Source organism: Streptomyces sclerotialus, assembly GCF_040907265.1.
Lineage (GTDB): Bacteria > Actinomycetota > Actinomycetes > Streptomycetales > Streptomycetaceae > Streptomyces > Streptomyces sclerotialus.
Map to the genome: position 1 here is coordinate 4,504,776 of NZ_JBFOHP010000002.1, position 24,041 is coordinate 4,528,816.

General features: G+C 71.7%; 21 protein-coding genes. 10 read left to right on the plus strand and 11 right to left on the minus strand.

Translation table 11 applies throughout. The features are described 5' to 3' along the window. The first annotated feature begins 20 nt into the window (after window positions 1–20). Window positions 21–359, plus strand: coding sequence for a WhiB family transcriptional regulator (locus AAC944_RS20045; protein ID WP_030615797.1), 339 nt, complete (start codon window positions 21–23; stop codon window positions 357–359). A gap of 537 nt (window positions 360–896) precedes the next feature. On the opposite strand, the gene bagB is transcribed toward AAC944_RS20045, so the two are convergent. After that, window positions 897–2,273 carry an ATPase BagB gene (gene bagB, locus AAC944_RS20050; protein WP_030615801.1) on the minus strand — a complete coding sequence of 459 codons (1,377 nt, stop codon included), beginning with the start codon at window positions 2,271–2,273 and terminating at the stop codon, window positions 897–899. Further along, window positions 2,270–3,352 carry an ATPase BagA gene (gene bagA / locus AAC944_RS20055; RefSeq protein WP_030615803.1) on the minus strand — a complete coding sequence of 361 codons (1,083 nt, stop codon included), beginning with the start codon at window positions 3,350–3,352 and terminating at the stop codon, window positions 2,270–2,272. Before bagA ends, bagB begins: the two co-directional genes overlap by 4 nt. Window positions 3,353–3,513: 161 nt before the next feature. Between bagA and sp36 the strand changes: the two genes are divergently transcribed. From sp36 to AAC944_RS20075, 4 genes are all read left to right on the plus strand, one after another. Beyond that, window positions 3,514–3,675 carry a Sp36 family protein gene (gene sp36 / locus AAC944_RS20060; RefSeq protein ID WP_003975360.1) on the plus strand — a complete coding sequence of 54 codons (162 nt, stop codon included), beginning with the start codon at window positions 3,514–3,516 and terminating at the stop codon, window positions 3,673–3,675. Further along, entirely contained in the window at window positions 3,672–4,136 is a 465-nt protein-coding gene (locus tag AAC944_RS20065; protein WP_030615806.1) for a RidA family protein, read from the plus strand. Before sp36 ends, AAC944_RS20065 begins: the two co-directional genes overlap by 4 nt. A gap of 224 nt (window positions 4,137–4,360) precedes the next feature. Beyond that, window positions 4,361–5,278, plus strand: a complete 918-nt coding sequence (locus tag AAC944_RS20070; RefSeq protein ID WP_030615809.1) for an NUDIX hydrolase — start codon at window positions 4,361–4,363, stop codon at window positions 5,276–5,278. Next, window positions 5,275–6,105 (plus strand): MBL fold metallo-hydrolase, encoded by an 831-nt coding sequence (locus AAC944_RS20075; protein ID WP_030615812.1) that lies wholly within the window; start codon window positions 5,275–5,277, stop codon window positions 6,103–6,105. The genes AAC944_RS20070 and AAC944_RS20075 overlap by 4 nt, the downstream gene beginning before the upstream one ends. Window positions 6,106–6,240: 135 nt before the next feature. Here the strand turns inward: AAC944_RS20075 and AAC944_RS20080 are convergent, their stop codons facing one another. Then, window positions 6,241–6,915 carry a Crp/Fnr family transcriptional regulator gene (locus tag AAC944_RS20080; protein WP_030260115.1) on the minus strand — a complete coding sequence of 225 codons (675 nt, stop codon included), beginning with the start codon at window positions 6,913–6,915 and terminating at the stop codon, window positions 6,241–6,243. A gap of 692 nt (window positions 6,916–7,607) precedes the next feature. Between AAC944_RS20080 and nth the strand changes: the two genes are divergently transcribed. The 3 genes from nth to AAC944_RS20100 all read left to right on the plus strand — a co-directional run bounded on the left by nth (window position 7,608) and on the right by AAC944_RS20100 (window position 10,592). Then, the gene (gene nth / locus AAC944_RS20090) at window positions 7,608–8,525 is read left to right on the plus strand and encodes an endonuclease III (RefSeq protein WP_030615818.1); all 918 of its coding nucleotides are present in this window, start codon (window positions 7,608–7,610) and stop codon (window positions 8,523–8,525) included. A 74-nt stretch (window positions 8,526–8,599) separates the two neighbouring features. Then, the gene (locus tag AAC944_RS20095) at window positions 8,600–9,379 is read left to right on the plus strand and encodes an NUDIX hydrolase (protein ID WP_030615821.1); all 780 of its coding nucleotides are present in this window, start codon (window positions 8,600–8,602) and stop codon (window positions 9,377–9,379) included. 13 nt (window positions 9,380–9,392) lie between these two features. Next, complete coding sequence (locus AAC944_RS20100; RefSeq protein ID WP_030615824.1) at window positions 9,393–10,592, plus strand: MarP family serine protease; 1,200 nt, start codon at window positions 9,393–9,395, stop codon at window positions 10,590–10,592. 116 nt (window positions 10,593–10,708) lie between these two features. On the opposite strand, the gene AAC944_RS20105 is transcribed toward AAC944_RS20100, so the two are convergent. The 7 genes from AAC944_RS20105 to AAC944_RS20135 form a co-directional block, all read right to left on the minus strand. After that, complete coding sequence (locus AAC944_RS20105) at window positions 10,709–10,906, minus strand: hypothetical protein (protein WP_030615826.1); 198 nt, start codon at window positions 10,904–10,906, stop codon at window positions 10,709–10,711. A 174-nt stretch (window positions 10,907–11,080) separates the two neighbouring features. Continuing rightward, complete coding sequence (locus AAC944_RS20110; protein ID WP_030615829.1) at window positions 11,081–12,034, minus strand: alpha/beta fold hydrolase; 954 nt, start codon at window positions 12,032–12,034, stop codon at window positions 11,081–11,083. Beyond that, complete coding sequence (locus AAC944_RS20115; protein WP_030615832.1) at window positions 12,031–12,513, minus strand: phage holin family protein; 483 nt, start codon at window positions 12,511–12,513, stop codon at window positions 12,031–12,033. The genes AAC944_RS20110 and AAC944_RS20115 overlap by 4 nt, the downstream gene beginning before the upstream one ends. 42 nt (window positions 12,514–12,555) lie before the next feature. Then, window positions 12,556–13,953 (minus strand): Na+/H+ antiporter NhaA, encoded by a 1,398-nt coding sequence (gene nhaA, locus AAC944_RS20120; RefSeq protein WP_030615835.1) that lies wholly within the window; start codon window positions 13,951–13,953, stop codon window positions 12,556–12,558. A gap of 291 nt (window positions 13,954–14,244) precedes the next feature. After that, a complete protein-coding gene (gene acs / locus AAC944_RS20125; protein WP_030615838.1) occupies window positions 14,245–16,206 on the minus strand; it encodes an acetate--CoA ligase in 1,962 nt (653 codons plus the stop codon). Window positions 16,207–16,428: 222 nt separating this feature from the next. Continuing rightward, window positions 16,429–18,771, minus strand: coding sequence for a SulP family inorganic anion transporter (locus AAC944_RS20130; RefSeq protein WP_030615841.1), 2,343 nt, complete (start codon window positions 18,769–18,771; stop codon window positions 16,429–16,431). 352 nt (window positions 18,772–19,123) lie between these two features. Continuing rightward, window positions 19,124–20,116, minus strand: a complete 993-nt coding sequence (locus AAC944_RS20135; protein WP_030615845.1) for an ATP-binding protein — start codon at window positions 20,114–20,116, stop codon at window positions 19,124–19,126. 101 nt (window positions 20,117–20,217) lie between these two features. On the opposite strand from AAC944_RS20135, the gene AAC944_RS20140 reads away from it, so the two are divergent. Beyond that, complete coding sequence (locus AAC944_RS20140; protein WP_030615848.1) at window positions 20,218–21,039, plus strand: Fic family protein; 822 nt, start codon at window positions 20,218–20,220, stop codon at window positions 21,037–21,039. Between the two features lie 396 nt (window positions 21,040–21,435). Here AAC944_RS20140 and AAC944_RS20145 read toward each other — a convergent pair whose 3' ends face one another. Continuing rightward, on the minus strand, window positions 21,436–22,317 hold the full coding sequence (locus tag AAC944_RS20145) for an HAD-IB family hydrolase (protein ID WP_051871827.1): 882 nt from the start codon (window positions 22,315–22,317) through the stop codon (window positions 21,436–21,438). A gap of 440 nt (window positions 22,318–22,757) precedes the next feature. On the opposite strand from AAC944_RS20145, the gene ssd reads away from it, so the two are divergent. After that, window positions 22,758–23,972, plus strand: a complete 1,215-nt coding sequence (gene ssd / locus AAC944_RS20150; protein ID WP_078888605.1) for a septum site-determining protein Ssd — start codon at window positions 22,758–22,760, stop codon at window positions 23,970–23,972. Window positions 23,973–24,041 lie beyond the last annotated feature (69 nt).

The window sequence follows — 24,041 nt, forward strand, 5'->3', positions numbered from 1 at the left end:
CGGGAGAGGACGGCGCCAGCATGAGCTGGGTAACCGACTGGAGTGCACAGGCAGCCTGCCGCACGACCGATCCGGACGAGCTGTTCGTTCAAGGAGCAGCGCAGAACCGCGCAAAGGCGGTCTGCACCGGATGCCCCGTGCGGACCGAATGCCTCGCCGACGCCCTGGACAACCGCGTCGAATTCGGCGTGTGGGGCGGGATGACGGAGCGCGAGCGGAGGGCGTTGCTGCGCCGCCGCCCGACCGTCACCTCGTGGCGTCGGCTGCTGGAGACGGCTCGTACGGAATACGAACGCAGCGCGGGAATTCTCGTGGACTGCGAAGAAGAGGAGTACGACAACTTCGCCGCGGTCGGCTGAGCCGGCCCGTGGCGCCCGGCCGTCAGGCCGGGAAATGAGCACCCGGCGCAGGACCGGCCGGGCCTGGTGAGCGCCGACTGCGGCATGGCCGCCGGCGCTTGAGTCGGCGCGCGGTCACCGCGTTCACGAGCGCGGTGGAAGTGCGGCACGTGATGGTGGCTTCGGCCGCCGTCGTGCACCCTCGCACGGAGGACGGCGCGGGTTGTGCCGCCTCGCGTCACGTCACCATGCCTGAGCCGATGCCGTACCGGGACGCGGAAGCCAGGTCGGCTTTCCGCACTCGCCGATGCGGGGCCTCCCCACCCCTCTCCCTCCGGCATGCCGGGCCTTACGTCGGCTTGCACCGGCCGTCTTACCGCCTGGGCTCTCTTGCCGTCGCGCGAGCGGTACGTGCCGACGCCACCATGCGAGTGGTACGTGTCGCGGGCGTGCCGACGGGTGCCGCGGGGCTCAGCCCGGTGCCCTTACGGGCCGCCGGCCGTGCCCGAGCAGGCGCACGCCGAGCAGGGCACGTGCCCGAAAGGGCAGGACCGCTGGCTAGCTCGCGTCGTCGTACGCCTCGTCGGCGTGCCCGGACGCGAGGCGGTCGCCGATCTCCCGCAGCCCCGCGACGTCATGGACGTCACCGGGCAGCGCGGCGATCTCGGCCACCGGTACCTCCGGGTGCAGCGCGGTGAAGCGGTCGCGGGTGCGCCGCTCGCGCGCCAGAACCTGCATGCGTTCGGCGTGCAGGGTCAGCAGGCCGGCGGCGAGTCGCGCCGACCGGGCCTCGGGGGACTGCTTCGATTCGGGAGTTACGGAGGGATCGTGCTCTTGCAGCGCCGGCGCAGCGGGGGAGGGAGCGTCGGCGGTACGTGATCCAGCCTTCCCGCCTCCGAGATCCACAATTCCGCCCTCGTCAAGATTTTCGGCGTCTTCCCCGTCCACCGAAGCGGAATCTTCTGCTCCGGCCAGGTCGGTCAGCGCCTCGGCCGCCGCCAGCGCCCGCTCGGCGCTCAACTGGTCGGCCCCGCTGCCGTGTACGCGGTTCAGCACGAGGCCGGCCAGCGGCATCTGTTCGGCGGCCAGCCGCTCCACGAAGTACGCCGCCTCGCGCAGCGCGTCCCGCTCCGGCGCGGCCACCACGAGGAAGGCCGTACCGGGTGCCTGCAGCAGCCGGTACGTGGCGTCCGCGCGGGTGCGGAAGCCGCCGAACATGGTGTCCATGGCGGCCACGAACGTCTGGACGTCCTTGAGCAGCTGGCCGCCCATCAGCTTGCTCAGCGTGCCGGTCATCATCGACATGCCGACGTTGAGGAACTTCATCCCGGCCCGGCCGCCGACCTTCGCGGGCGCCATCAGGACGCGGATGAACTTGCCGTCCAGGAAGGACCCCAGCCGCTTGGGCGCGTCCAGGAAGTCCAGCGCGGACCGGCTCGGCGGGGTGTCGACGATGATCAGGTCCCACTCGTCGCGGGAGCGCAGCTGGCCCAGCTTCTCCATGGCCATGTACTCCTGCGTGCCGGCGAATCCGGCCGACAGGGACTGGTAGAAGGGGTTCTCCAGGATGGCCCTGGCCCGCTCCTTGTCCGCGTGCGCCTCGACGATCTCGTCGAACGTGCGCTTCATGTCCAGCATCATCGCGTACAGCTCGCCGCGGCCTTCGGGGCCGCGTACGTCCTTGACCTGCCGCGGGATGTTGTCCAGCTCGGAGATGCCCATCGACTGCGCGAGCCGGCGGGCCGGGTCGATGGTGAGGACGACGGCCCTCCGGCCGCGCTCCGCCGCGCGGACGCCCAGCGCGGCCGCCGTGGTGGTCTTCCCGACGCCGCCCGCGCCACAGCAGACGATGATGCGGGTCTGCGGGTCGTCGAGCAGCGTGTCCACGTCCAGATGCGGAGCCGAAGCGTCCAAGGTCGTGTACTCCGATGTCATATCGGTCCCTGTGTCCGCAGGTCCCGGGCCAGCCGGTAGAGCCCCGCGAGGTCGACGCCCTCGGGGAGCTGCTCCAGTTCGTACGTGGGCAGCCCGAGCCCGGTGATCTCGGTGTGTTCCGCTCGCTCCAGCGCGACCCGCTCGGCGTGCTCGCGGGCCTGCTCCAGCAGCGGATCGATGAGCCGTTCCACCCGCCCGTCTCCCGCCACCGCCCCGGCAGGAGGCGCTGCGCGCCGCCCCTCCTTGTCGTCGCCACGGCGCGCCCCGCCCAGGCCCGCGCTGGACAGCGCCGCGGCGATGCCCGCGCGGGCGCCGTTCGCTGCCAGGTCCACCTCGTCGGGGTCGAGCACGGGCGGCCGGACCATGTTGATGACCACGCCGCCCACCGGGAGGCCGGCGGCGCGCAGTTCGGCGACGCCGTCCACGGTCTCCTGGACCGGCATCTCCTCCAGCAGCGTCACCAGGTGGACGGCCGTCTCCGGCGACTTCAGCACCCGCATCACGGCCTGCGCCTGATTGTGGATCGGCCCTATCTTGGCCAGCCCGGCCACCTCGTCGTTGACGTTCAGGAAGCGCGTGATGCGGCCCGTGGGCGGCGCGTCCATGACGACCGCGTCGTACACGAAGCGCCCGTGCTTGTCCTTCCTGCGGACGGCCTCGCACGCCTTGCCGGTCAGCAGGACGTCCCGCAGACCCGGCGCGATGGTCGTGGCGAAGTCGATGGCGCCGAGCTTCTTGAGGGCGCGCCCGGCACCGCCGAGTTTGTAGAACATCTGGAGGTAGTCCAGCAGCGCGCGCTCGGCATCGATGGCCAGCGCGTGCACCTCGCCCGCCCGTCTCCCGCCACCGCCCCGGGAGGAATCGCTGCGCGATGCCCCTGCTGAATCAGGAGCTACGGCGATCTTGCGCTCCTCATAGGGCAGCGCCTCGGTCTCGAACACTTGGGCAATGCCCTGCCGGCCCTCGACCTCGACCAGGAGGGTGCGCCGTCCCTCCGTGGCCAGGGCGAGGGCGAGGGCGGCGGCGACCGTGGTCTTGCCGGTACCGCCCTTGCCGCTGACGACATGGAGCCTGCTCACGCCATGGAGCCTAACCAGTCCACCCGCCGGCTACGCACGAGACGCCGGGCCTGTCGTGTATGCCTCGGTCGGCGGCGCGCCTCCGGGGGCCGGGAACGCGCATACAGGGGCGCCGCGGACGCGCGTCCTCGGGCGCCGTGTACAGGCATTACGCTCGCCCCATGACGAAGTGGGAATACGCGACCGTGCCCCTGCTGGTGCACGCGACGAAGCAGATTCTGGACACCTGGGGCGAGGACGGCTGGGAGCTCGTCCAGGTCGTGCCGGGCCCGAACAACCCCGAGCAGCTGGTGGCCTACCTGAAGCGGGAGAAGCAGGCATGAGCCAGGTCGAGGACAAGATCGAGTCGCTCGGCCTGAAGCTCCCCGACGTCGTGCCGCCGCTGGCCGCCTACCAGCCGGCCGTGCGCTCCGGGAACTACGTGTTCACCTCCGGCCAGCTGCCGATGGTGGACGGTGCCCTGCCCGCCACCGGCAAGGTCGGCGCCGAGGTCGGTGCCGAGCAGGCCAAGGAGCTGGCCGGCGTCTGCGCGCTCAACGCGCTGGCCGCCGTGAAGTCCGTGACCGGCGACCTGGACAAGATCGTCCGGGTCGTGAAGGTCGTCGGCTTCGTGGCGTCCGCGCCGGACTTCACCGGCCAGCCCGGCGTCGTCAACGGCGCGAGCGAGCTGCTCGGCGAGATCCTCGGCGACAAGGGCGTGCACGCCCGCTCCGCCGTGGGCGTGGCGGTCCTGCCGGTCGACGCGCCGGTCGAGGTCGAGATCCAGGTCGAGATCGCGGACTGAGCGGCCGGCCCGAGCACGGCTTCGAGGGGCGGTACGGAACGCGGCGCGCGCTGCGGACCGTGCCGCCCCTCGCGTCTTCAGGCCCGCGCGCTCGCCACCCCTCTCGCCTACGGGGCCCCTCGCCCACCGCCCCCCTCGTGCGCCCGGGAGATCGGCCTCTGTGGAGATCGTCCGGCGGTCGGCGCCCCCTCGAACATCCGCGCACGAACGCATAGCATCCGGCCATGTCGACGACGACCAATGGCCAGTGGTACCCGCCCGAATGGCCGGACCGGATCCGGGCCCTCGCCAGTGGGGAGCTGACGCCGGTCACGCCCCGAAGAGCGGCGACCGTCATGCTCCTGCGCGACTCCGGCCACGGCCCGGCCGTCCACATGCTGCGCCGGCGCGCCTCGATGGCCTTCGCGGGCGGCGCGTACGCGTATCCGGGCGGCTCCGTCGATCTCCGGGACGAGCGGCCGGTCGCCTGGGCCGGGCCCGCGCGAACCGAGTGGGCCGCCCGGCTGGACGTCGAGGAGTCCGTGGCACAGGCGGTGGTGTGCGCGGCGGTCCGCGAGACTTTCGAGGAGGCCGGTGTACTGCTCGCGGGGCCGTCGGCAGACACCGTCGTGGCCGACACCACCGGGGACGACTGGGAGGCCGACCGCGCCGCTCTGGTGGCCCGTGAGCTGTCGTTCGCCGACTTCCTGGACCGCCGGGGCCTGGTGCTGCGCAGTGACCTCCTGGGGGCCTGGGCGCGCTGGATCACCCCCGAGTTCGAGCCGCGGCGCTACGACACCTGGTTCTTCGTGGCCGCGCTGCCCGAAGGCCAGCGCACCCGTAACGCGTCCACCGAGGCCGACCGCACGGTGTGGACCCGGCCCGCCGAGGCGGCGGCCGGCTACGACCGCGGCGAGCTGCTGATGATGCCGCCGACCATCGCCACGCTGCGCACCCTGGAGCCGTACGGCAGCGCCTCCGAAGCGCTCGCCGCGTCCGCCCGGCAGGACCTCACGCCCGTACTGGCGCGTGCGGAGCTCGTCGCGGGCGAGATCGTGCTGAGCTGGCCCGGCCACGAAGAGTTCACCAAACACATCCCCTCGGGCGCGGCGGCCGGCCACGGTGGCGCCGCGTCCGGCTCCCCCGAAGGGCCCGCCGCATGACCGACGCAGCCGCACTCCCCGGCCAGCCGCGCGGCGGCGTCATCTCGGGCGCCGCGACCGCCCGCGCGCACTGCGTACTGGCCCCGAACCCGTCCGCGATGACCCTGGACGGCACCAACACCTGGATCGTCGCCGAGCCGGACTCCGACCGCGCCGTGGTCATCGACCCGGGGCCGCTGGACGAGGGGCACCTGAAGACGGTCGTCGACACCGTCGAGAGGGCCGGCCGGCGCGTCGAGCTCACCCTGCTCACTCACGGGCACCCCGACCACGCCGAAGGCGCCGCCCGCTTCGCCGAGCTGACGCGTACGCCCGTACGGGCCCTGGACCCCGCGCTGCGCCTCGGGGACGAGGGCCTCGCCGCGGGGGACGTGATCACGACCGGCGGCCTGGAGCTGCGCGTCGTGCCCACGCCGGGGCACACCGCCGACTCGCTCTCGTTCCACCTCCCGGCCGACGCGGCGGTGCTGACCGGTGACACGGTCCTGGGGCGGGGGACGACCGTGGTGGCGCATCCGGACGGCCGTCTCGGCGACTACCTGGACTCGCTGCGGCTGCTGCGCTCCCTGACGGTCGACGACGGCGTGACCACGGTCCTGCCGGGACACGGGCCGGTGCTGAACGACGCGCAGGGCGCCGTGGAGTACTACCTGGCGCACCGGGCCAAGCGGCTCGCCCAGGTGGAGACCGCGGTCGAGGCGGGGCACCGTACGGCCGCCGACGTCGTCGCCCACGTGTACGCCGACGTCGACCGCTCCCTGTGGCCCGCGGCCGAGCTGTCCGTACGGGCGCAGCTGGAGTACCTGGGGGAGCACGGCCTGGTCTGAAGGACGGGTCCCGGCCCGGAACCGCATGGCCCGGGGTCACGCGTACGACCGGGGGCCGCGCATACGAAAGGCCCCGCCGGAGCGGGGCCCTTTCGTAGGTGCCGCGTCACGCGTCTGCGCGTACGGGGCGGTGCGTCAGCGGGAACGCTTCGCGAGGCGCTCGACGTCCAGGAGGATCACCGCGCGGGCCTCCAGACGCAGCCAGCCACGGCCGGCGAAGTCCGCGAGCGCCTTGTTGACGGTCTCCCGGGAGGCGCCGACCAGCTGGGCCAGCTCCTCCTGCGTCAGGTCGTGGACGACGTGGATGCCTTCCTCGGACTGCACGCCGAAGCGGCGCGAGAGGTCCAGGAGGGCGCGCGCCACACGGCCGGGGACGTCGGAGAAGACCAGGTCGGACATCTGGTCGTTGGTCTTGCGCAGCCGGCGGGCGACGGCGCGCAGCAGTGCCGTGGCCACCTCCGGGCGGGCGTTCAGCCAGGGCTGGAGGTCGCCGTGGCCCAGACCCAGCAGCTTCACCTCGGTGAGCGCGGTGCCCGTGGCCGTGCGCGGGCCCGGGTCGAAGAGGGACAGCTCACCGATGAGCTCACCGGGACCGAGGACGGCGAGCATGTTCTCGCGGCCGTCGGGGGAGGTGCGGTGCAGCTTCACCTTGCCGTCGGTGACCACGTACAGGCGGTCGCCCGGGTCCCCTTCGTGGAACAGGGCGTCACCACGGGCAAGCGTGACCTCGGTCATCGAGGCACGCAGCTCGGCAGCCTGCTCGTCATCGAGCGCCGCGAAGAGCGGTGCGCGCCGCAGAACGTCGTCCACGAGTTCTCTCCTTGTCGACATGCTCCGGGTGACGTAGGTCCCCATCATGCCGGAATGCAAAACAGTGCGATCAATCACAAGGATGCCGGACAGGTGTCCGCCGCCATAAGGCAGGGGGCCGATTGGGGGCGCGATTCCTGGCGATCGGGCCGGATGTCGGTGGGTGGCCTTAGTCTGGCCGAGTGTCCAATACGCCGGTGAGAGCACAGGACAAGGGGGCCGGACGAGTGAGCGCAGGCCGCGATTCTGCTGTGGGCGAACAGGCGAGCGCGAATGCCGCGAAGCCCTCGAAAGCGGACTCGGAGCTGGTGGGGTCCGCTACCGCCAAAAGGGCTCCTGCGGCGGAGAAGGCCGGGGTGACGGACGTGTCGAAGGCTTCCGGACCGGACGCCGCCGGCCCGGCGCCGGACGCGGCCCGGGCCCGAAGGAAACCGGCCACCGCGAGGCAGTCCGTGACGGCCGCGGAGGAGGGCACGGCGACGGCGAAGAAGCCCACGTCAGCGGCCCGAAAGACGGCGTCGGCGGGGAAGCGGGCGACCGCGTCGGCGAAGAAGGCGACCGCCGCCGGGACGGCCGTTGAGAAGGTGTCCACCGGCCTGTCCCCGGCCGGGAAAACCGCGGCGGAAAAAGCTGCCGCGAAGAAAACCCCGGCGAAGAAGACTGCGGCGAAGACCGCGGAGAAGAAGACCACGGTGAAGAAGTCCGCCGCCAAGGAATCCGCCGCCGAGAAGACCGCCCCCGCCGGGGCCCCGGCCAAGACCGCGGCCAAGACACCGGCCAAGACCCCGGCCAAGAAGGCCGCTTCCGCCAAGGCACCCGCCGAGAAGGCAGCGCCCGCCAAGAAGCCCGAGTCCCGTGTCGCGCTGGTCCGTCGCGCCCGCCGGATGAACCGCGAGCTCGCCGAGGTGTATCCGTACGCCCACCCCGAGCTGGACTTCCGTAACTCCTTCGAGCTGCTGGTCGCCACGGTCCTGTCGGCCCAGACCACCGACCTCCGGGTCAACCAGACCACCCCGGCCCTCTTCGCCGCGTATCCGACGCCCGAGGACATGGCCGCCGCCGACCCCGAGGCGCTGGAGGAGCTGATCCGCCCGACCGGCTTCTTCCGGGCCAAGGCGAGGTCGCTGCTCGGCCTGTCGGCCGCGCTGCGCGACCGGTTCGGCGGTGAGGTCCCCGGCCGCCTGGAGGACCTGGTCACCCTGCCCGGCGTGGGCCGCAAGACCGCCAATGTGGTGCTGGGCAACGCCTTCGGCGTCCCCGGGCTCACGGTCGACACGCACTTCGGGCGGCTGGTCCGCCGCTTCGGCTGGACCACCCAGCAGGATCCGGAGAAGGTCGAGGCGGAGATCGCCGAGATCTTCCCCAAGAGCGAGTGGACGATGCTCTCGCACCGCCTGATCTTCCACGGCCGCCGCGTGTGCCACTCCCGCAAGCCCGCCTGCGGAGCCTGCCCCGTCGCGCCGCTGTGCCCGTCGTACGGCGAGGGCGAGACCGACCCCGAGAAGGCGAAGAAGCTGCTCAAGTACGAGATGGGCGGCAAGCCGGGACAGCGGCTGCGGCCCCCGGCCGACTTCCCCGGTGAGCCCGCGCCGCCTCTGGGGGCCGGATGACGGGCGGATGACGGAGGACGGCCCTGGGGCCGGGACGTCGGTGACCATCGCAGCGAAGGCCTGAGGGGGCGCGTATGACGAGAGCACAGGAGACGGCACGTGGGGCGTACGACCAGGACGCCTACGGACGGCGGACGGACGGACAGGGAGCGTACGGACAGCAGACGGCCGGCGCGGGGGCGGCCGCCGGGGACGTGCGCATCACGACCGAGGGCCTGCCGGCATGGCTGCGCCCGGTGGCCGACGCGGCGGCGACGGTCCAGCCGCACCAGCTGAGCCGCTTCCTGCCGCCCGCGACGGGCGGCCGGCAGTCCGCCGTGCTGATCCTCTTCGGGGAGGGCGCCCGCGGCCCCGAGCTGCTCCTCATGGAGCGCGCCGGGACGCTGCGCTCGCATGCGGGCCAGCCGTCCTTCCCCGGCGGCTCGCTGGACCCGGAGGACGGTGACCCGGACGGTGACGGCCCACTGCGGGCGGCGCTGCGCGAGGCTTGGGAGGAGACCGGCCTGGACCCGTCGGGCGTGCAGCTCTTCGGAGTGCTGCCCCGGCTCTACATCCCGGTGAGCGGCTTCGTGGTGACGCCGGTGCTCGGCTGGTGGCGCGAGCCCAGCCCGGTCGGCGTGGTCGACCAGGCGGAGACGGCCCGGGTGTTCACGGTTCCCGTGGCCGATCTCACGGACCCCGCGCACCGCGTGACGTCCCGCCACCCGAGTGGCCACGTCGGCCCGGCCTTCACGGTCGAAGGGGCTCTGGTCTGGGGTTTCACCGCCGGGCTCATCGACCGCATCCTGCATTACGCGGGGTGGGAAGTGCCCTGGGACCGGGACAAGCAGGTCCCGCTCGACTGGCGCTCGTGAGACGGTGGCGGGCGTGAACGTCCTGGACATCCTGCTGTTGGTCGCCGCCGTGTGGTTCGCGGTCGTCGGTTATCGCCAAGGTTTCGTCGTCGGCATCCTGTCCGTGATCGGGTTCCTCGGCGGCGGCCTGATCGCGGTCTACCTGCTGCCCGTGATCTGGAACGAAGTGACCGAGGACGCCACACCGGGCTCCTTCGCCGCCATCGCGGCGGTCGCGATCGTGATCGTGTGCGCTTCCGTGGGGCAGGCGCTCACCACCCACCTGGGCAACAAGCTCCGGAGATACATCACCTGGTCACCGGCGCGCGCCCTGGACGCCACGGGCGGCGCGCTGGTGAACGTCGTGGCGATGCTGCTGGTGGCCTGGCTCATCGGCTCGGCCCTCGCGGGCACGTCGCTGCCCACGCTGGGCAAGGAGGTACGCAACTCCAAGGTGCTGCTCGGCGTCTCCCGGGTGATCCCGGCGCAGGCCGGCACCTGGTTCGCCGACTTCTCCTCCGTCCTCGCGCAGAACGGCTTCCCGCAGGTCTTCACGCCGTTCTCGAACGAGCCGATCCAGGAGGTCCGGCCGCCCGACCCGGCGCTGGCCGGCAGCCCCGTCGCCGCACGGGCCAAGCAGAGCATCGTGAAGGTCGTCGGCACGGCGAGCAGTTGCGCGAAGGTCCTCGAAGGCAGCGGCTTCGTCTTCGCCCCGCACCGCGTCATGACCAACGCGCACGTCGTGGGCGGCGTGACCGAGCCGACCGTGCAGATCGGCGGCGAGGGGCAGCGGTACGACGCGAAGGTCGTGCTCTACGACTGGCAGCGCGACATCGCCGTGCTGGACGTCCCCGAGCTGCAGGCGCCCGCGCTGCGCTTCACCGACCGGGACGCGCAGCGTGACAACAGCGCCATCGTCGCCGGCTTCCCGGAGAACGGCGGCTACGACGTCCGCTCGGCCCGCGTCCGCGGCCGCATCCAGGCCAACGGCCCGGACATCTACCACCGCGACACGGTCGCCCGCGATGTGTACTCCCTCTACGCCACGGTCCGGCAGGGCAACTCCGGCGGCCCGCTGCTCACCCCGGACGGCGAGGTCTACGGCGTGGTCTTCGCCAAGTCCCTGGACGACGACAGCACGGGGTACGCCCTGACGGCCGACGAGGTCCGCTCCGATGTCGAGCGGGGCCGTACTGCCCAGCGACCGGTCGACAGCCAGGGCTGCGCGATGTGAGAAGGGGCCCGGGGCGGCCGCTGCCGCTTCCCGGCTCCCGGGTCCTGCCCCGGAGCGCCTGCCGTCCTGTGAGCCCGTCCTGCGGGCGCACAGCGGCGTGGCCGGGAAGGTCCGGGTCAGCTCCGCGGGTGGCGGAGCCGCGCGGTCATCCAGCGCGCACGGCGGCGCAGGATGCGCGGAATGCCGAGTGGATCGGCGAGCGCATGAGGTCCGCCCGCCCGGAGGTCCGGGGCGCTCCTCTCCTTGGTGCCCAGCGCAGCGGCGTCGCTGCGGCGGTTGCGTGCCACGTCACGGTAGTCGTGCGTCCAGCCCATACCCTCGACTCTGCCCGTGCCCTGCGGTCCGTAACCGCACCGGTGTCGGTCAATTGGCCTATGCGGGAGGCAAGTGGCTGTTCGTCAGACGGACGTTCGTATCCGTTCGGCGGAGCGTCACATCCGTCACCGGAACACCGCTGACGAGGGCGCCCCGTCGCGCACGCCGCGAGGTCACCGGTCCGGCTCGGGATCCTTCAGCCAGTTGATGAGCTCGGTGGTGAAGGCGACCGGATCCTCCTCGTGGGGGAAGTGCCCCAGGCCGTCGAAGAGCCGCCAGCGGTACGGCGCCTCGACGTACTCCCCGGAGCCGGCCGCGCTGCGGGTACGCATCACCGGGTCGAGCGAACCGTGCAGGTGCAGCGTCGGTACCCGTACCGGCCATTTCATCCGGCGGTTGAACTGGATCCCGTCCGGCCGCGCCATCGACCGCACCATCCAGCGGTACGGCTCGATCGAGCAGTGCGCCGTGGACGGGATGGTCATCGCCCGCCGGTACGCGTCGACCGCCTCGTCCTCGGGCAGCCGCGGCCCGGACCAGTCCCGGATCAGCCGGCCGACCAGCGCCGCGTCGTCCGCCACCAGGGCCCGCTCGGGCAGCCAGGGCCGCTGGAAACTCCAGATGTGCGAGGACCGGCGGGTCTGTTTGGCGTCGGAGAGCATGGCCGAGCGCCAGCGCCGCGGGTGCGGCATCGAGGCCACCGCGAGCCGCCGTACGAGCTTGGGCCGCATCACCGCGGCCGTCCAGGCCAGGTAGCCGCCCAGGTCGTGCCCGACGAGCGCGGCGTCCGGCTCGCCGAGCGAACGCACCACGCCGGTGATGTCCAGCGCGAGGTTGGCCGGGTCGTAGCCGCGGGGCGTGCGGTCGCTGCCGCCCACGCCCCGCAGGTCCATCGCCACCGCCCGGAAGCCCGCCTCGGCGAGCGCGGGCAGCTGGTACCGCCAGGTCCACCAGAACTGCGGGAAGCCGTGCAACAGCAGGACCAGCGGCCCGTCGCCCATCTCGGCGATGTGGAAGCGCGCACCGTTGGCCGCGACGTCCCGGTGCGTCACTTCGTGCCCGCCGGGGACGTCGAGCCGTACGACCGACGCGGGCGAGGGAGCCGGCGAGGTTTCGGAAGCCGTCATACGGCCGAGCGTGTCACACTCTCGACCGCCGGGTGCTCCTCCACGGCCGGCCGCGGGTGCGGCTTGACGTTCCCCAGGACGGCCGCGGTCTGCTTGGCCGACGCGACGGTCTTCTGGGGGCCCTTGCCCGCCTTGGCCTTCTTGAAGAACACCAGGGCGATCAGGCCCAGCAGCCCGGCAACGAGCACGTTGGCCGCGAAGGAGAGCAGGAAGCAGACCGAGAGGTGCCAGCCGCTCCACGCCTGGATGCCGTAGGCCAGCGCGAAGCTGAGCATCGGCAGCGAGAACAGCAGCACGATCGCCGCCGCCCCGCCCGCGAGTCCGCCGACGCCGGCCCGCTTCACGTCGTTCCGCAGCTCGGCCTTGGCCAGCGCGATCTCGTCGTGGACCAGTGCGGACACTTCGGTGGTGGCGTGGGCCACCAGCTCTCCGAGGCTGCGGTCCGTGCCGCGGGCCGCGCCGTCGTCTGCTGTGCTCATCGACTGCTCCCGTTCTCTGTCTCCCGGTGATTACCTCTCAGATCATGCCGGACCATCCTGCCCGGAGTCGGAGGCGGCGGCCACCTCGGCCCGTCGTCGGTGTTCGGCCGCCTTCTCTTCGAGGAGCGCGGCCATCCTGAGGTGGTAGGCGGGCGTGCCCTCTTCGTAGATGTCCGGGATGCCGTCCCGGTCGTCGTCGCGGTTCTCCTCCTCGTACAGCCGCCGGTACTTGGCGTTCCGGATCTTCAGCAGCACGGTGGCGAGTACGGCGGCCGTCAGGGAGCCGGTGAGCACGGCGGCCTTGACCTCTTCGGTGAGCGCCGGGTCCGAGGAGAACGCCAGCTCGCCGATGAGCAGCGAGACCGTGAAGCCGATGCCGGCCAGCGCCGACACCGCGAACACGTCCGGCCACTTCAGGTCGGGATTGAGCGAGGCCTTGGTCAGCCGGGTGGTCAGCCACGTACCGCCGAAGATCCCCACCGTCTTGCCGATGACCAGGCCGAGTACCACGCCGAGCGTCTCGGGCCTGGTGAAGACGTCGTGCAACGCGCCGCCGGTCACGGACACCCCGGCCGAGAAGAGGGCGAACAGCGGTACGGCGAGACCGGCCGACAGGGGGCGCACGAGATGCTCGATGTGCTCGCCGGGGGAGTGCGACTCGCCCTCACGCCGGTGGCAGCGGAGCATCAGGCCCATGGCCACGCCCGCGATGGTCGCGTGGACGCCGCTGTTGTACATCAGGCCCCAGATGACCAGGGCGAGCGGTACGTACACGTACCAGCCGCGTACTCCCTTGCGCAGCAGTACGTAGAAGACCACCAGCCCGAGTACCGCGCCGCCGAGCGCCCAGAAGTTGATCGACGAGGTGAAGAAGACCGCGATGATCAGAATCGCGAACAGGTCGTCGACGACGGCCAGGGTCAGCAGAAACGCGCGGAGCGCCGAGGGCAGGGACGTACCGATGACCGCCAGCACGGCCAGCGCGAAGGCGATGTCCGTCGCGGTGGGGACCGCCCAGCCGGCCGGTGAGCCGCCGCCCGTGGTGTTGACGACGGTGTAGACGACCGCGGGCATGACCATGCCGCACAGCGCCGCGACGACCGGCAGCGCGGCCGCCTTGGGGTCGCGCAGCTCGCCCGCGACCAGTTCGCGCTTCAGCTCGATACCGGCAACGAAGAAGAAGATCGCCAGCAGACCGTCGGCCGCCCAGTGCTGGACGGAGAGGTCCAGGCCGAGGGAGGCCGGGCCGAGGTGGAAGCCGCGTACCGCCTCGTAGCTGTCGCCGAGCGGGGTGTTGGCCCAGAGGAGCGCCACCACTGCGGCCACCAGCAGCAGGACACCGCCCACGGTCTCCGTACGGAGGAGGTCCGCGAGGTGGTTCCGCTCAGGCAGGGACATCCGTCCGAAGAGGACGGAGCGGCGGGGAGCGGGCGAGTTCACGCGGTGACCTCCGGGCGACGGCAGCTGGACATGGCTGTGCAGTTGCCGACCAGACTTCCCGGCGCGCCCCATATGTTTCGCGTCTTTCTTGACGCGTTCTTCACTCTACCTGGGTGGCGCACAAACGATCCGGTGATCGTTACCTTACGGACATGACGCGCATTGCGGGCGCGAGGGGCCGCCGGTCCTCCGGTGATCGGCCGCACCGCCCGGCCCGGCCCGTACGGGCCCGCGCACGGCAGAGGGGCGCCCGCCGGTGCTCGGCGGGCGCCCCTCTGTGCTGCGTACCGGTCAGTCCTCGCTCGGCGCGCTCGGCAGCTGGGACTGGATCAGCTCCATGACCGAGGAGTCGGTCAGGGTGGTGACGTCACCCAGGTCACGGTTCTCCGCCACGTCACGGAGGAGCCGGCGCATGATCTTGCCGGAGCGGGTCTTGGGCAGCTCCGCGACCGGCAGGATGCGCTTGGGCTTGGCGATCGGGCCCAGGCTCTGGGCGACGTGTGCCCGGAGCTCGTTCACCAGCGCCTCGTCCTGCTCCACGCCGCCGCGCAGGATGACGAAGGCACAGATGGCCTGCGTGGTCTGCGGGTCGGTGGCGCCCACGACGGCCGCCTCGGCCACCTTCGGGTGCGAGACCAGCGCGGACTCGACCTCGGTGGTGGAGATGTTGTGGCCGGAGACCAGCATGACGTCGTCCACCCGGCCCAGCAGCCAGATGTCGCCGTCGTCGTCCTTCTTGGCGCCGTCGCCCGCGAAGTACTTGCCCTCGAAGCGGGACCAGTACGTGTCCAGGTAGCGCTGGTCGTCGCCCCAGATGGTGCGCAGCATGGACGGCCACGGCTCGGTCAGGACGAGGTAGCCGCCGGCGCCGTCGGGCACCTCGTTGGCGTCGTCGTCGACCACGGTCGCCGCGATGCCGGGCAGCGGCACCTGTGCGGAGCCGGGCTTCGTCGCCGTGACGCCGGGCAGCGGGCTGAGCATGATGCCGCCGGTCTCGGTCTGCCACCAGGTGTCCACGACCGGCGTCCGGTCGCCGCCGATGTGCTTGCGGTACCAGACCCAGGCCTCGGGGTTGATCGGCTCGCCGACCGAACCCAGCACGCGCAGGCTCGACAGGTCGAACTTGGCGGGGATGTCGTCGCCCCACTTCATGCAGGCGCGGATCGCGGTCGGCGCCGTGTAGAGGATCGTCACGCCGTACTTCTGGACGATCTCCCACCAGCGGCCCTGGTGCGGGGTGTCGGGCGTGCCCTCGTAGAGCACCTCGGTCGCGCCGTTGGAGAGCGGGCCGTAGGTGATGTACGAGTGGCCGGTCACCCAGCCGACGTCGGCGGTGCACCAGTAGACGTCGGTCTCCGGCTTGAGATCGAAGACGGCGTGGTGGGTGTACGAGACCTGGGTGAGGTACCCGCCCGTGGTGTGCAGGATGCCCTTGGGCTTACCCGTCGTGCCCGAGGTGTACAGGATGAACAGCGGGTGCTCGGCGTCGAAGGCCTGCGGGGTGTGCTGGTCGCTCTGCTGCTCGACGAGCTCGTGCCACCAGACGTCCCGGCCCTCCATCCAGGCGGTGTCCTGGCCGGTGCGGCGGACCACGAGGACGTTGCGGACGTTCTCCGTGCCGGGCTTGGTCAGCGCCTCGTCGACGGCGGGCTTGAGCGCGGAGGGCTTGCCGCGGCGGTAACCGCCGTCGGAGGTGATCACGACGCGGGCGTCCGCGTCCTTGATGCGGGTGGCCAGCGCGTCGGCCGAGAAGCCGCCGAAGACCACCGAGTGCGGCGCGCCCAGCCGGGCGCAGGCCAGCATCGCGATGACCGTCTCCGGGATCATCGGCATGTAGATCGCGACCCGGTCACCGGCCGCGACACCCAGCGCGGTCAGCGCGTTGGCGGCCTTGGAGACCTCGCGCTGCAGCTCGGCGTAGGTGATGGCGCGGGTGTCGCCGGGCTCGCCCTCGAAGTGGATGGCGACCCGGTCGCCCAGGCCGTTCTCCACGTGCCGGTCGACGCAGTTGTACGCGACGTTGAGCTTGCCGTCGGCGAACCACTTCGCGAACGGTGCGTTCGTCCAGTCCAGCGTCTGGGTGGGCTCGGTGGCCCAGGTCAGACGCTTCGCCTGCGCGGCCCAGAAGCCCAGCCGGTCCGCCGCGGCCTGCTCGTACGCCGCCGCCTTGACGTTGGCGTTCGCGGCCAGGTCTGCGGGCGGAGCGAACCGCCGCTCCTCCTTCATCAGGTTGGCCAGGCTCTCGTTGCTCACGGCATCTCCCAGTCTCAGGGCGTCCGGTGTGTCCCAGGCCATAGCTCATCAGCCCATGGGGCGCCCTGACAAGGGCTGTTGATAAAAATTGGTGTAGACCTTTCCATGATTCTGTGGGCGGCGGGTGAATCCGGCGCGCTGCCGCCCGGAACAGAAGCGCCGCAGGTCACGGCGTTCCCTCCAGCCGTTTCGCGCTCGGAGAACGCCGTGACGCGCGGTGGCCTACGCCGTGACCGGTGTGGCCTCGGGCCGTACGGCCGAGAAGCGGTCCGAACCGTGCTCCAGTACGTACGCCTGCGCCTCGCCCACGTGGAAGTACATGCCGTGCAGCGACAGCGAGCCGTCGGCGACCCGGCGGGCCACGCACTGATGCGTCATCAGGTGATCGAGCTGCTGCATGACGTTGACGAGTGCCAGCCGCTCCAGGTCGTCGGCGACCGGACGGTCCGACAGGCGGACGGCCGCGCCTTCCGGACGCTCCATCCGGTCGAGGCTCGGGCGGCCGTGGCGCAGCCAGCGCGCCAGCGGGGTCTGCGCGCCGGGCTCATGGCGGTGCGTCCCCAGGAGCGCTTGCATCGCGCCGCAGCCCGAGTGCCCGCACACGGTGATCGAGCCGACCTTCAGCACCTCGACGGCGTACTCGATGGCGGCCCCCACGGAGTCACACGCCGCCTCCGTACCCGGCGGCGGCATCAGATTGCCGATGTTGCGCACCGTGAAGAGGTCACCCGGACCGCTCGACGTGATCATGCTCGTGACGAGGCGGGAATCGGCGCAGGTCAGGAAGAGGTTCGTGGGCCGCTGCCCCTCCCGGGCGAGCCGTGACAGCTCTTCGCGGACCAGTGGGGCGGTGTGCCGCTGGAAGGCGCTGACCCCGCCCAGCAACTGGCCGCCGCCCAGAAGCTGGGCGTCACCCGTGACGGAGGGCCGCGCGGGCCGCGTGCAGTGGTGGTTGCGCCACGGCGTCCAGGGGCGGCAGACGTGCGTGCCGGCCGGCTCGCCGATCGGCCGGCCGCCGCGCCCGCCCAGAGTGACCTCGCCGCCGCGCGCCCGGTGGGCGCTCGACCAGGACCGCAGCGCTTCGTAGGCGGCGTGGTCCATGAACGACCCGTGCAGCTCGATGACCGCATGGGCCGTCGCGGGTACCTGGGCCAGCCCGCGGGTCAGCCGCGGCACGGCCAGGAACGTCAACTGGCCGGTGACACGCACCCGGTACCGCGGGCCGTCCTCGATGAGGGAGATCCGGGTATGGGTGAGCCGGCGCAGCGCCAGGAAGACGGCGACGGCGATACCGAGGCCGACCCCCTGCAGCACCCCGAAGACCACCACTCCGCCCAGCGTGACGGCGTAGACGGGGAATTCGCGGTGCCGCTGCACGTGCCGGATGTGCGCGAAGCTCACCATCCGTACGCCGACGAGCATCACCAGTGCGGCGAGCGCGGCCAGCGGGATGAGTTCCAGCGCACCGGCGAGCAGTCCGGAGCACAGGACGACCCACACACCGTGCAGCACCGTCGACGCGCGCCCTGTCGCGCCTGCCTTCACGTTCGCCGAGCCGCGCATCGCGCCGCCGGCGATCGGCAGGCCGCCCAGCAGCCCGGAGACGACGTTCGACGCGCCCTGGCCGACCAGTTCGCGGTCCAGGTGGGTGGGCGCCGGACCGGGGCCCGGCTGTTCGGTGGCCAGCTTGTCGACCGCGACGGCCGACAGCAGCGACTCCATGCTCGCCACCAGGGTGACCGTCAGGACGGCCGCGACCAGGCCGAGCACCGGTGTGTCGGGGAGGGAGGGCAGCGTCGGCGCGCTCCATGAGGGCAGCTCGACCCGCGGCACCGTGAAGCCCGCGCTCAGGGCGGTCGCCACGGCCACCGCGGGCAGCGGCGCGGGTACCTTGCGCAGCGCGTGGCCCACGCGTCCGGGCAGCCTGGGCCAGCCGGCCAGGATGACGACGGTGAGCGCGGCGATCACTACGGAAGCGCCGTGCAGACTCGCCAACTGGCCGGGCAGCTCCGCGATGTTGGTGAGCGAGGAGCTGTGCGCGCCGCCGCCGAGCATCACGTGCAACTGGCCGAGTGCGATGGTCACGCCGATGCCGGCGAGCATGCCGTGCACGATGGCGGGGCTGATCGCGAGCGCCGCACGGGCCACCCGGAGCGCGCCCAGGAGGAGCTGCGCGAGGCCGGCCAGGACGGTGATGGCGCAGGTGGTCCGCCAGCCGTACCGCTGCACGAGGTCGGCGGTGACGATCAGGAGACCGGTGGCGGCACCGCTGACCTGGAGCGGGGCTCCGCCGAGCAGGCCGGTCACCAGGCCGCCGACGGCCGCAGCGATGAGCCCGGCCTGCGGGGGCGCGCCGATGGCCAGCGCGATGCCGAGGGAAAGGGGGATGGCGATCAGGAAGATGACGAAGGAGGCGCCCAGGTCGCGGTGCCAGTCTCCTCCAGGGGATCGGTGGAAGGGCCGGGACAGCCTTCCGGTGGACGGCTGTCGGGTGGGGTCCTGCTGCTCGGTGCTCGGGTCCTGGGACCTCGGCGTGGCCGGCTCGGATGCGTGAGGCTGCGGCATTCCCGTCTCCTCCGGGGCGACGCGGCCGCGCTTCGAGGCGCGGCCGTGGGGCGGCGGTGTACTGCGGGGCTGAGCCGGCCGGGGTGCGTCGCGGTGGGTGACGGTCCGGTGACTCTTCGGCTTCGGTAAAGGGATCGTAATGACGCGCCGGAGCCCGAAGTAGTCGTGACAGGCAAATGAGCTGGTTGTTCCGCCTATCAGGTGAACGCAGGCACCGGCTTCCGGCGTGTGCGTTGCCGCGCGGTCCGGTGTCGCGACGGCCGCGGTCCCGGCCGTGAAGGCGTCAGGAGCGGTTCCTGCGGCGGCGGACGCCCCGGTGGGCCGCTGGCCGGGGCGGGCCGCCGTACGGCCGTCAGGCGGGCTGTGGCGCGGCCGCGGCCGGCGCTTCGGAAAGGACGAACCCGGGGTCGACCTGAGCCGTCAGATCGGCTCCCGTCTTCCCATTGCCCCAGCTCTCGGCGTTCTTCACGTGGAAGTGCACCATCTGCCGTGTGTAGCGCTCCCAGTCGCGCCCTTCGTACGCGGCGTCGGCGGCGGCGTGCAGCGTACGCAACGCCTGCTGGTTGACGTCCTCCAGCTGCGCGTAGGGTGCCGGCCGGCCCTTCTCCATGGCCCGCACCCAGTCGGACTGGCCGACCGTCACCAGCAGGTCGTCGCCCACCTGGTCGCGCAGGAAGGCGAGGTCGTCCGGGCCCTGCACCTTGTTGCCGACCACCTTCAGCTCGACGCCGAAGTCCCGCGCGTACTCCTTGTACTGGCGGTACACGGCGACCCCCTTACGGGTCGGCTCCGCGACCAGGAAGGTCATGTCGAAGCGGGTGAACATCCCTGAGGCGAACGAGTCCGAGCCCGCCGTCATGTCGACGACCACGTACTCCTCCCGGCCGTCCACGAGGTGGTTCAGGCACAGCTCCACCGCGCCGACCTTGGAGTGGTAGCAGGCCACCCCGAGGTCGGACTCGGTGAACGGCCCGGTGGCCATCAGCCGGACCGTGCGGTCGTCGAGGCGTACCTCCCGGGCGCAGGCGGCGTAGACCGGGTTGTCCTCGACGACCCGCAGCAGCCGGGAGCCCGCACCCGGCGGCGTCGTTTTGATCATCGTGTCGGCGGACTCGATGCGCGGGTTGGTGCCGCGCAAGTAGTCCTTGATGAGCGGCAGATGGGCGCCCATCGCGGGGAGCGCGGCCGCCTGGCTCTCATCGAGGCCGAGAGCGGCCCCCAGGTGCTGGTTGATGTCGGCGTCCACCGCGATCACGGGGACGCCGGCGGCGACGAGGTGGCGGATGAACAGGGAGGACAGCGTGGTCTTGCCACTGCCGCCCTTGCCTACGAAAGCGATCTTCATGTTCACAAAGCGTAATTGTGTAATCGCCTTGCGTAAGAGGTTTACGTGAAGAAGACCACTCCAACGAGGGGCCCGCCCTTGTGGTGCGTAGGGTCGTCCCCATGAGTACGACAGCCGACCCGCTCGCGACCCTCGCCGAGCTCCCCGGAGTGGCCGACAGCGTGGACTCCGTACGCAAGAGCATCGACCGGGTCTACGGGCACCGCATCATGCGGCGCCGCAGCAATGAGGTCACCGCGGAGGCGGCCCTGCGCAGCGCGCGCGGTTCGGCGGCGCTGTCCGGTGCCGACTGGGCGCTGGAAGAGGTGCGCAGGCGTACGGACTTCAGTGGTGACGGGGAGGCGCGCACCGTAGGTGCGGCGCTGCGGCTGTCGGCCGAGGCGGGACAGCTCCTCAGTGTGTGGCGGCAGTCGCCGCTTCGGGTGCTGGCACGGCTGCACCTCGTGGCGGCGGGTGGCGACGCCCCCGACGAGAGCGTGGGCCGGCCCCGGCTGGCGGGCGAGACCGTGGACGAGCCGCTGATCGAACTGGATCTCCCGGACGCCGACGAGGTGGCCGGGCGGCTGGACGGGCTGGCGCGTCTGCTGCTGTCGGGAACCAAGGCTCCGGCACTGGTCACCGCCGCCGTGGTCCACGGAGAGCTGCTCGCGCTGCGGCCCTTCGGGTCCGGCAACGGCCTGGTGGCCCGCACGGCGGAACGTATCGTCCTGGTCGGCAGCGGCCTCGACCCGAAGTCGATCTGCCCCTCGGAGGTCGGCTACGCGGAGCTGGGCCGGGCGGCGTACGTCGCGGCCCTGGAGAACTACGTCTCGGGCACTCCGGAAGGCATGGCGGCCTGGATCGCGCACTGCGGGCGCGCGGTCGAGCTGGGTGCGCGCGAGAGCACGGCGGTGTGCGAAGCGCTGCAGCGAGGCGCCGCCTGACGGGCCGGAGAGGGCTGAAAAGCTCCACACAAGGGTTGCGGCGGTACCTGGTCCTGCTCGGTACCGCCGCGCTGCACATCCGTCGGGTTACCAAGCGTGCTCGATAGTTGCCGACAGGTCGGAGTCTTTGTCCGTCACCTGATGCGGCTGGCCCGTAATCGACGGGTCGGCGTCGCGTGGGTTCCTGACGTCTGTGCTCGGTCCGTGGGGCCTTGCTGCGTTACAGGTTTTCCTCTCGGAGATCCTTGGTCTCGCGGGCCGTTAATTCCTTTGTACTCCTGCGGACCGCCAAGCGGAACCCCTCGCTGCACATCTTTACTTTTGCCTGCAAAAGCGGGTGATTCGGGCGCACTTCTCGGGCGTTCGGTGCCCGGGCTGCGGGGAGGTGCGGCCGGCTCAGGCCGAGAGGGCGCGCGCCGGAGCGCCGCGGCGCCGGCTGGCGTACCAGACCAGGCCCGCCGTGGCCGCCGCCGCGCCCACCGCGACGGCGACCAGCGCCGGCCTGGGCGGCATGGAGAGCGACGGAATCCGCTGCTTCAGGCGCACCGGACGGTCGAAGGCGAGGACCGGCCAGTCGCGGGCGGCGGCCTCCCGGCGCAGCGCCCGGTCGGGGTTGACCGCGTGCGGGTGGCCGACGGCCTCCAGCATCGGGACGTCGGTCGCCGAGTCGCTGTACGCGTAGCAGCGCGCGAGGTCGTACCCCTCGGACGCGGCCAGCTCCCGGATCGCCTCGGCCTTGGTGGGGCCGTAGGCGTAGTACTCGATCTCGCCCGTGAAGCGGCCGTCCGTGCCGACGACCATGCGTGTGGCCACGACCCGGTCGGCTCCCAGCAGCTCGCCGATCGGCTCGACCACCTCGGCGCCGGAGGTGGAGACGATGACGACATCACGGCCGGCGGTGTGGTGCTCCTCGATGAGGGAGGCCGCCTCGTCGTAGATGAGCGGATCGATGAGGTCGTGGAGGGTCTCGGCGACGATTGCCCGTACCTGGGCCACGTCCCACCCACGGCAGAGCGCGGAGAGGTACTCCCGCATCCGCTCCATCTGGTCGTGGTCCGCGCCGCCCGCGAGGAAGACGAACTGGGCGTACGCGGTCCGCAGTGCGGCCCTCCGATTGATCAGGCCGCCTTGGTAGAACGACTTGCTGAAGGTCAGCGTGCTCGACTTAGCAATGACTGTCTTGTCCAGGTCGAAGAACGCGGCCGTCCGAGGGGCCGAGTGGGGCGCTGAAGGAAGCGAGCTTCGGTTTTCCACAAGGCGAGCATAGGGGGGCACCATTCGGCGTAAGGTGTGGCGCGTGGGTTTGCCTGAGAAGGCTCTCGGGTACACCATGGAAGTCACGGATCGTTCGCGACCGTGCTAACCCGGCCCGACTCCTCCCCCCCCGAGTCGGCCGTGGGGACGACCCCCGCTCTCCCCCCCGGCGGGGGTCGTCGCATGTCCAGGCCCGTTTTCGGGGCATGGGGGTGACTTTTCGATCTTCCTTTGGCGATCAAGCGCCGGGCGTCGCCGCGGTCGCCGTTCGTAACTTACCGTAATCAGAAGACTGCTCTCAGGAAGTTTTCCATAGTCGCTGGTATAGGTGACGGGGATATTCACAGCCCCAGTAGTTGTCCACAGTTTTCGACCAAGATCCACGGGATTTTCCGGATCGCTGCACCGTGAAAGTCCGCGAAGTTCGCGGATGTGCGAGTTGTGTAGCGACAGGGGGACGGAACGTGGCCGGAAGCAACGATTCGGATGGGGCGGAGCGGGACGGACAAGAGCCGGGACCGCTGATCATCACGGAGGACGAAAACCTCCTCGACGATCTTCTGAGGCTCTGCGCGGCGGCGGGCACGGTGCCGGTCGTGGCGCACGGCGGGGGTGCCCGAGCGGCCGGCTGGGATTCGGCCCCGCTGGTGATCGTCGGGGAGGACTGTGTGCACCGGCTTCGGGGCCTCGCGCGCCGGTCCGGTGTCGTCCTCGTCGGACAGCATCGAGACGACACCCGCGTATGGCAGCAGGCGGTCGAGATCGGTGCCGAGAAGGTCCTCGGGCTGCCGGACGGTGAGAGCTGGCTCGTGGACCGCATCGCGGACGCGGTGGAGGGCGACGGCGGTCCGGCTCTCACGGTGGGCGTCCTCGGCGGGCGGGGCGGCTCCGGCGCGAGCACCCTCGCCTGCGCCCTGGCCGTGACGGCGGCACGGCAGGGCCACCGGACGATACTGATCGACACCGATCCGCTGGGCGGCGGCCTCGACGTACTGCTCGGCGGCGAGCGGGAGAAGGGCCTTCGCTGGCCCGCCTTCGCCGAGTCCCGCGGCCGGGTCGGCGGCGGCGCCCTGGCCGAATCCCTGCCGCGGCTGCACGCACTGCGCGTGCTGAGCTGGGACCGCGGCGACTCGGTGACGATCCCGCCGCAGGCCATGCGGGCGGTGATGTCGGCGGCCCGCAGGCGCGGTGGCGTCGTGGTGGTCGACCTGCCGCGCCGCTTCGACGGAGCCGTGGCGGAAGCGCTCACCCAGATCGATGTGGGACTGCTGCTGGTGCCTGCCGACCTCCGCGCGACGGTGGCCGCCCAGCGTGTCGCGGCCCCGGCCCGGTCGCTCCTGCGCGATCTGCGTGTGGTGGCCCGCGAGACCCCGGGCCCCGGCCTGCCGGACACCGAGCCGGCGCGGCTGCTGGCCTTGCCTCCGGTCGGCACTCTGCCCTGGGATCCGCACCTCGCCGACTCGTTCGCCCGCGGCCTCCCACCGGGGGCGGACCCCCGCGGGCCACTGAGCCGCTTCTGTACGGAGTTCTGGACGCGGGTGCTGGACCGACCCGGCGCTCAGGCTCCGCGACCGGGCTGCGGTGGTACCGGGGCCGCGGGGGGCCAGCCCGAGGACCACGGTGCGCCCGGAGCGGTTGTCGCCAGGCCCTGCGAGAGCGTTCAGGAGGGCCGGTCATGAACGGCACCGGCAGCGTGCAGGAGACGCCCCGGTGGACTGCGGGCACCGGGCGGGGCGTGCCGGTCCGAC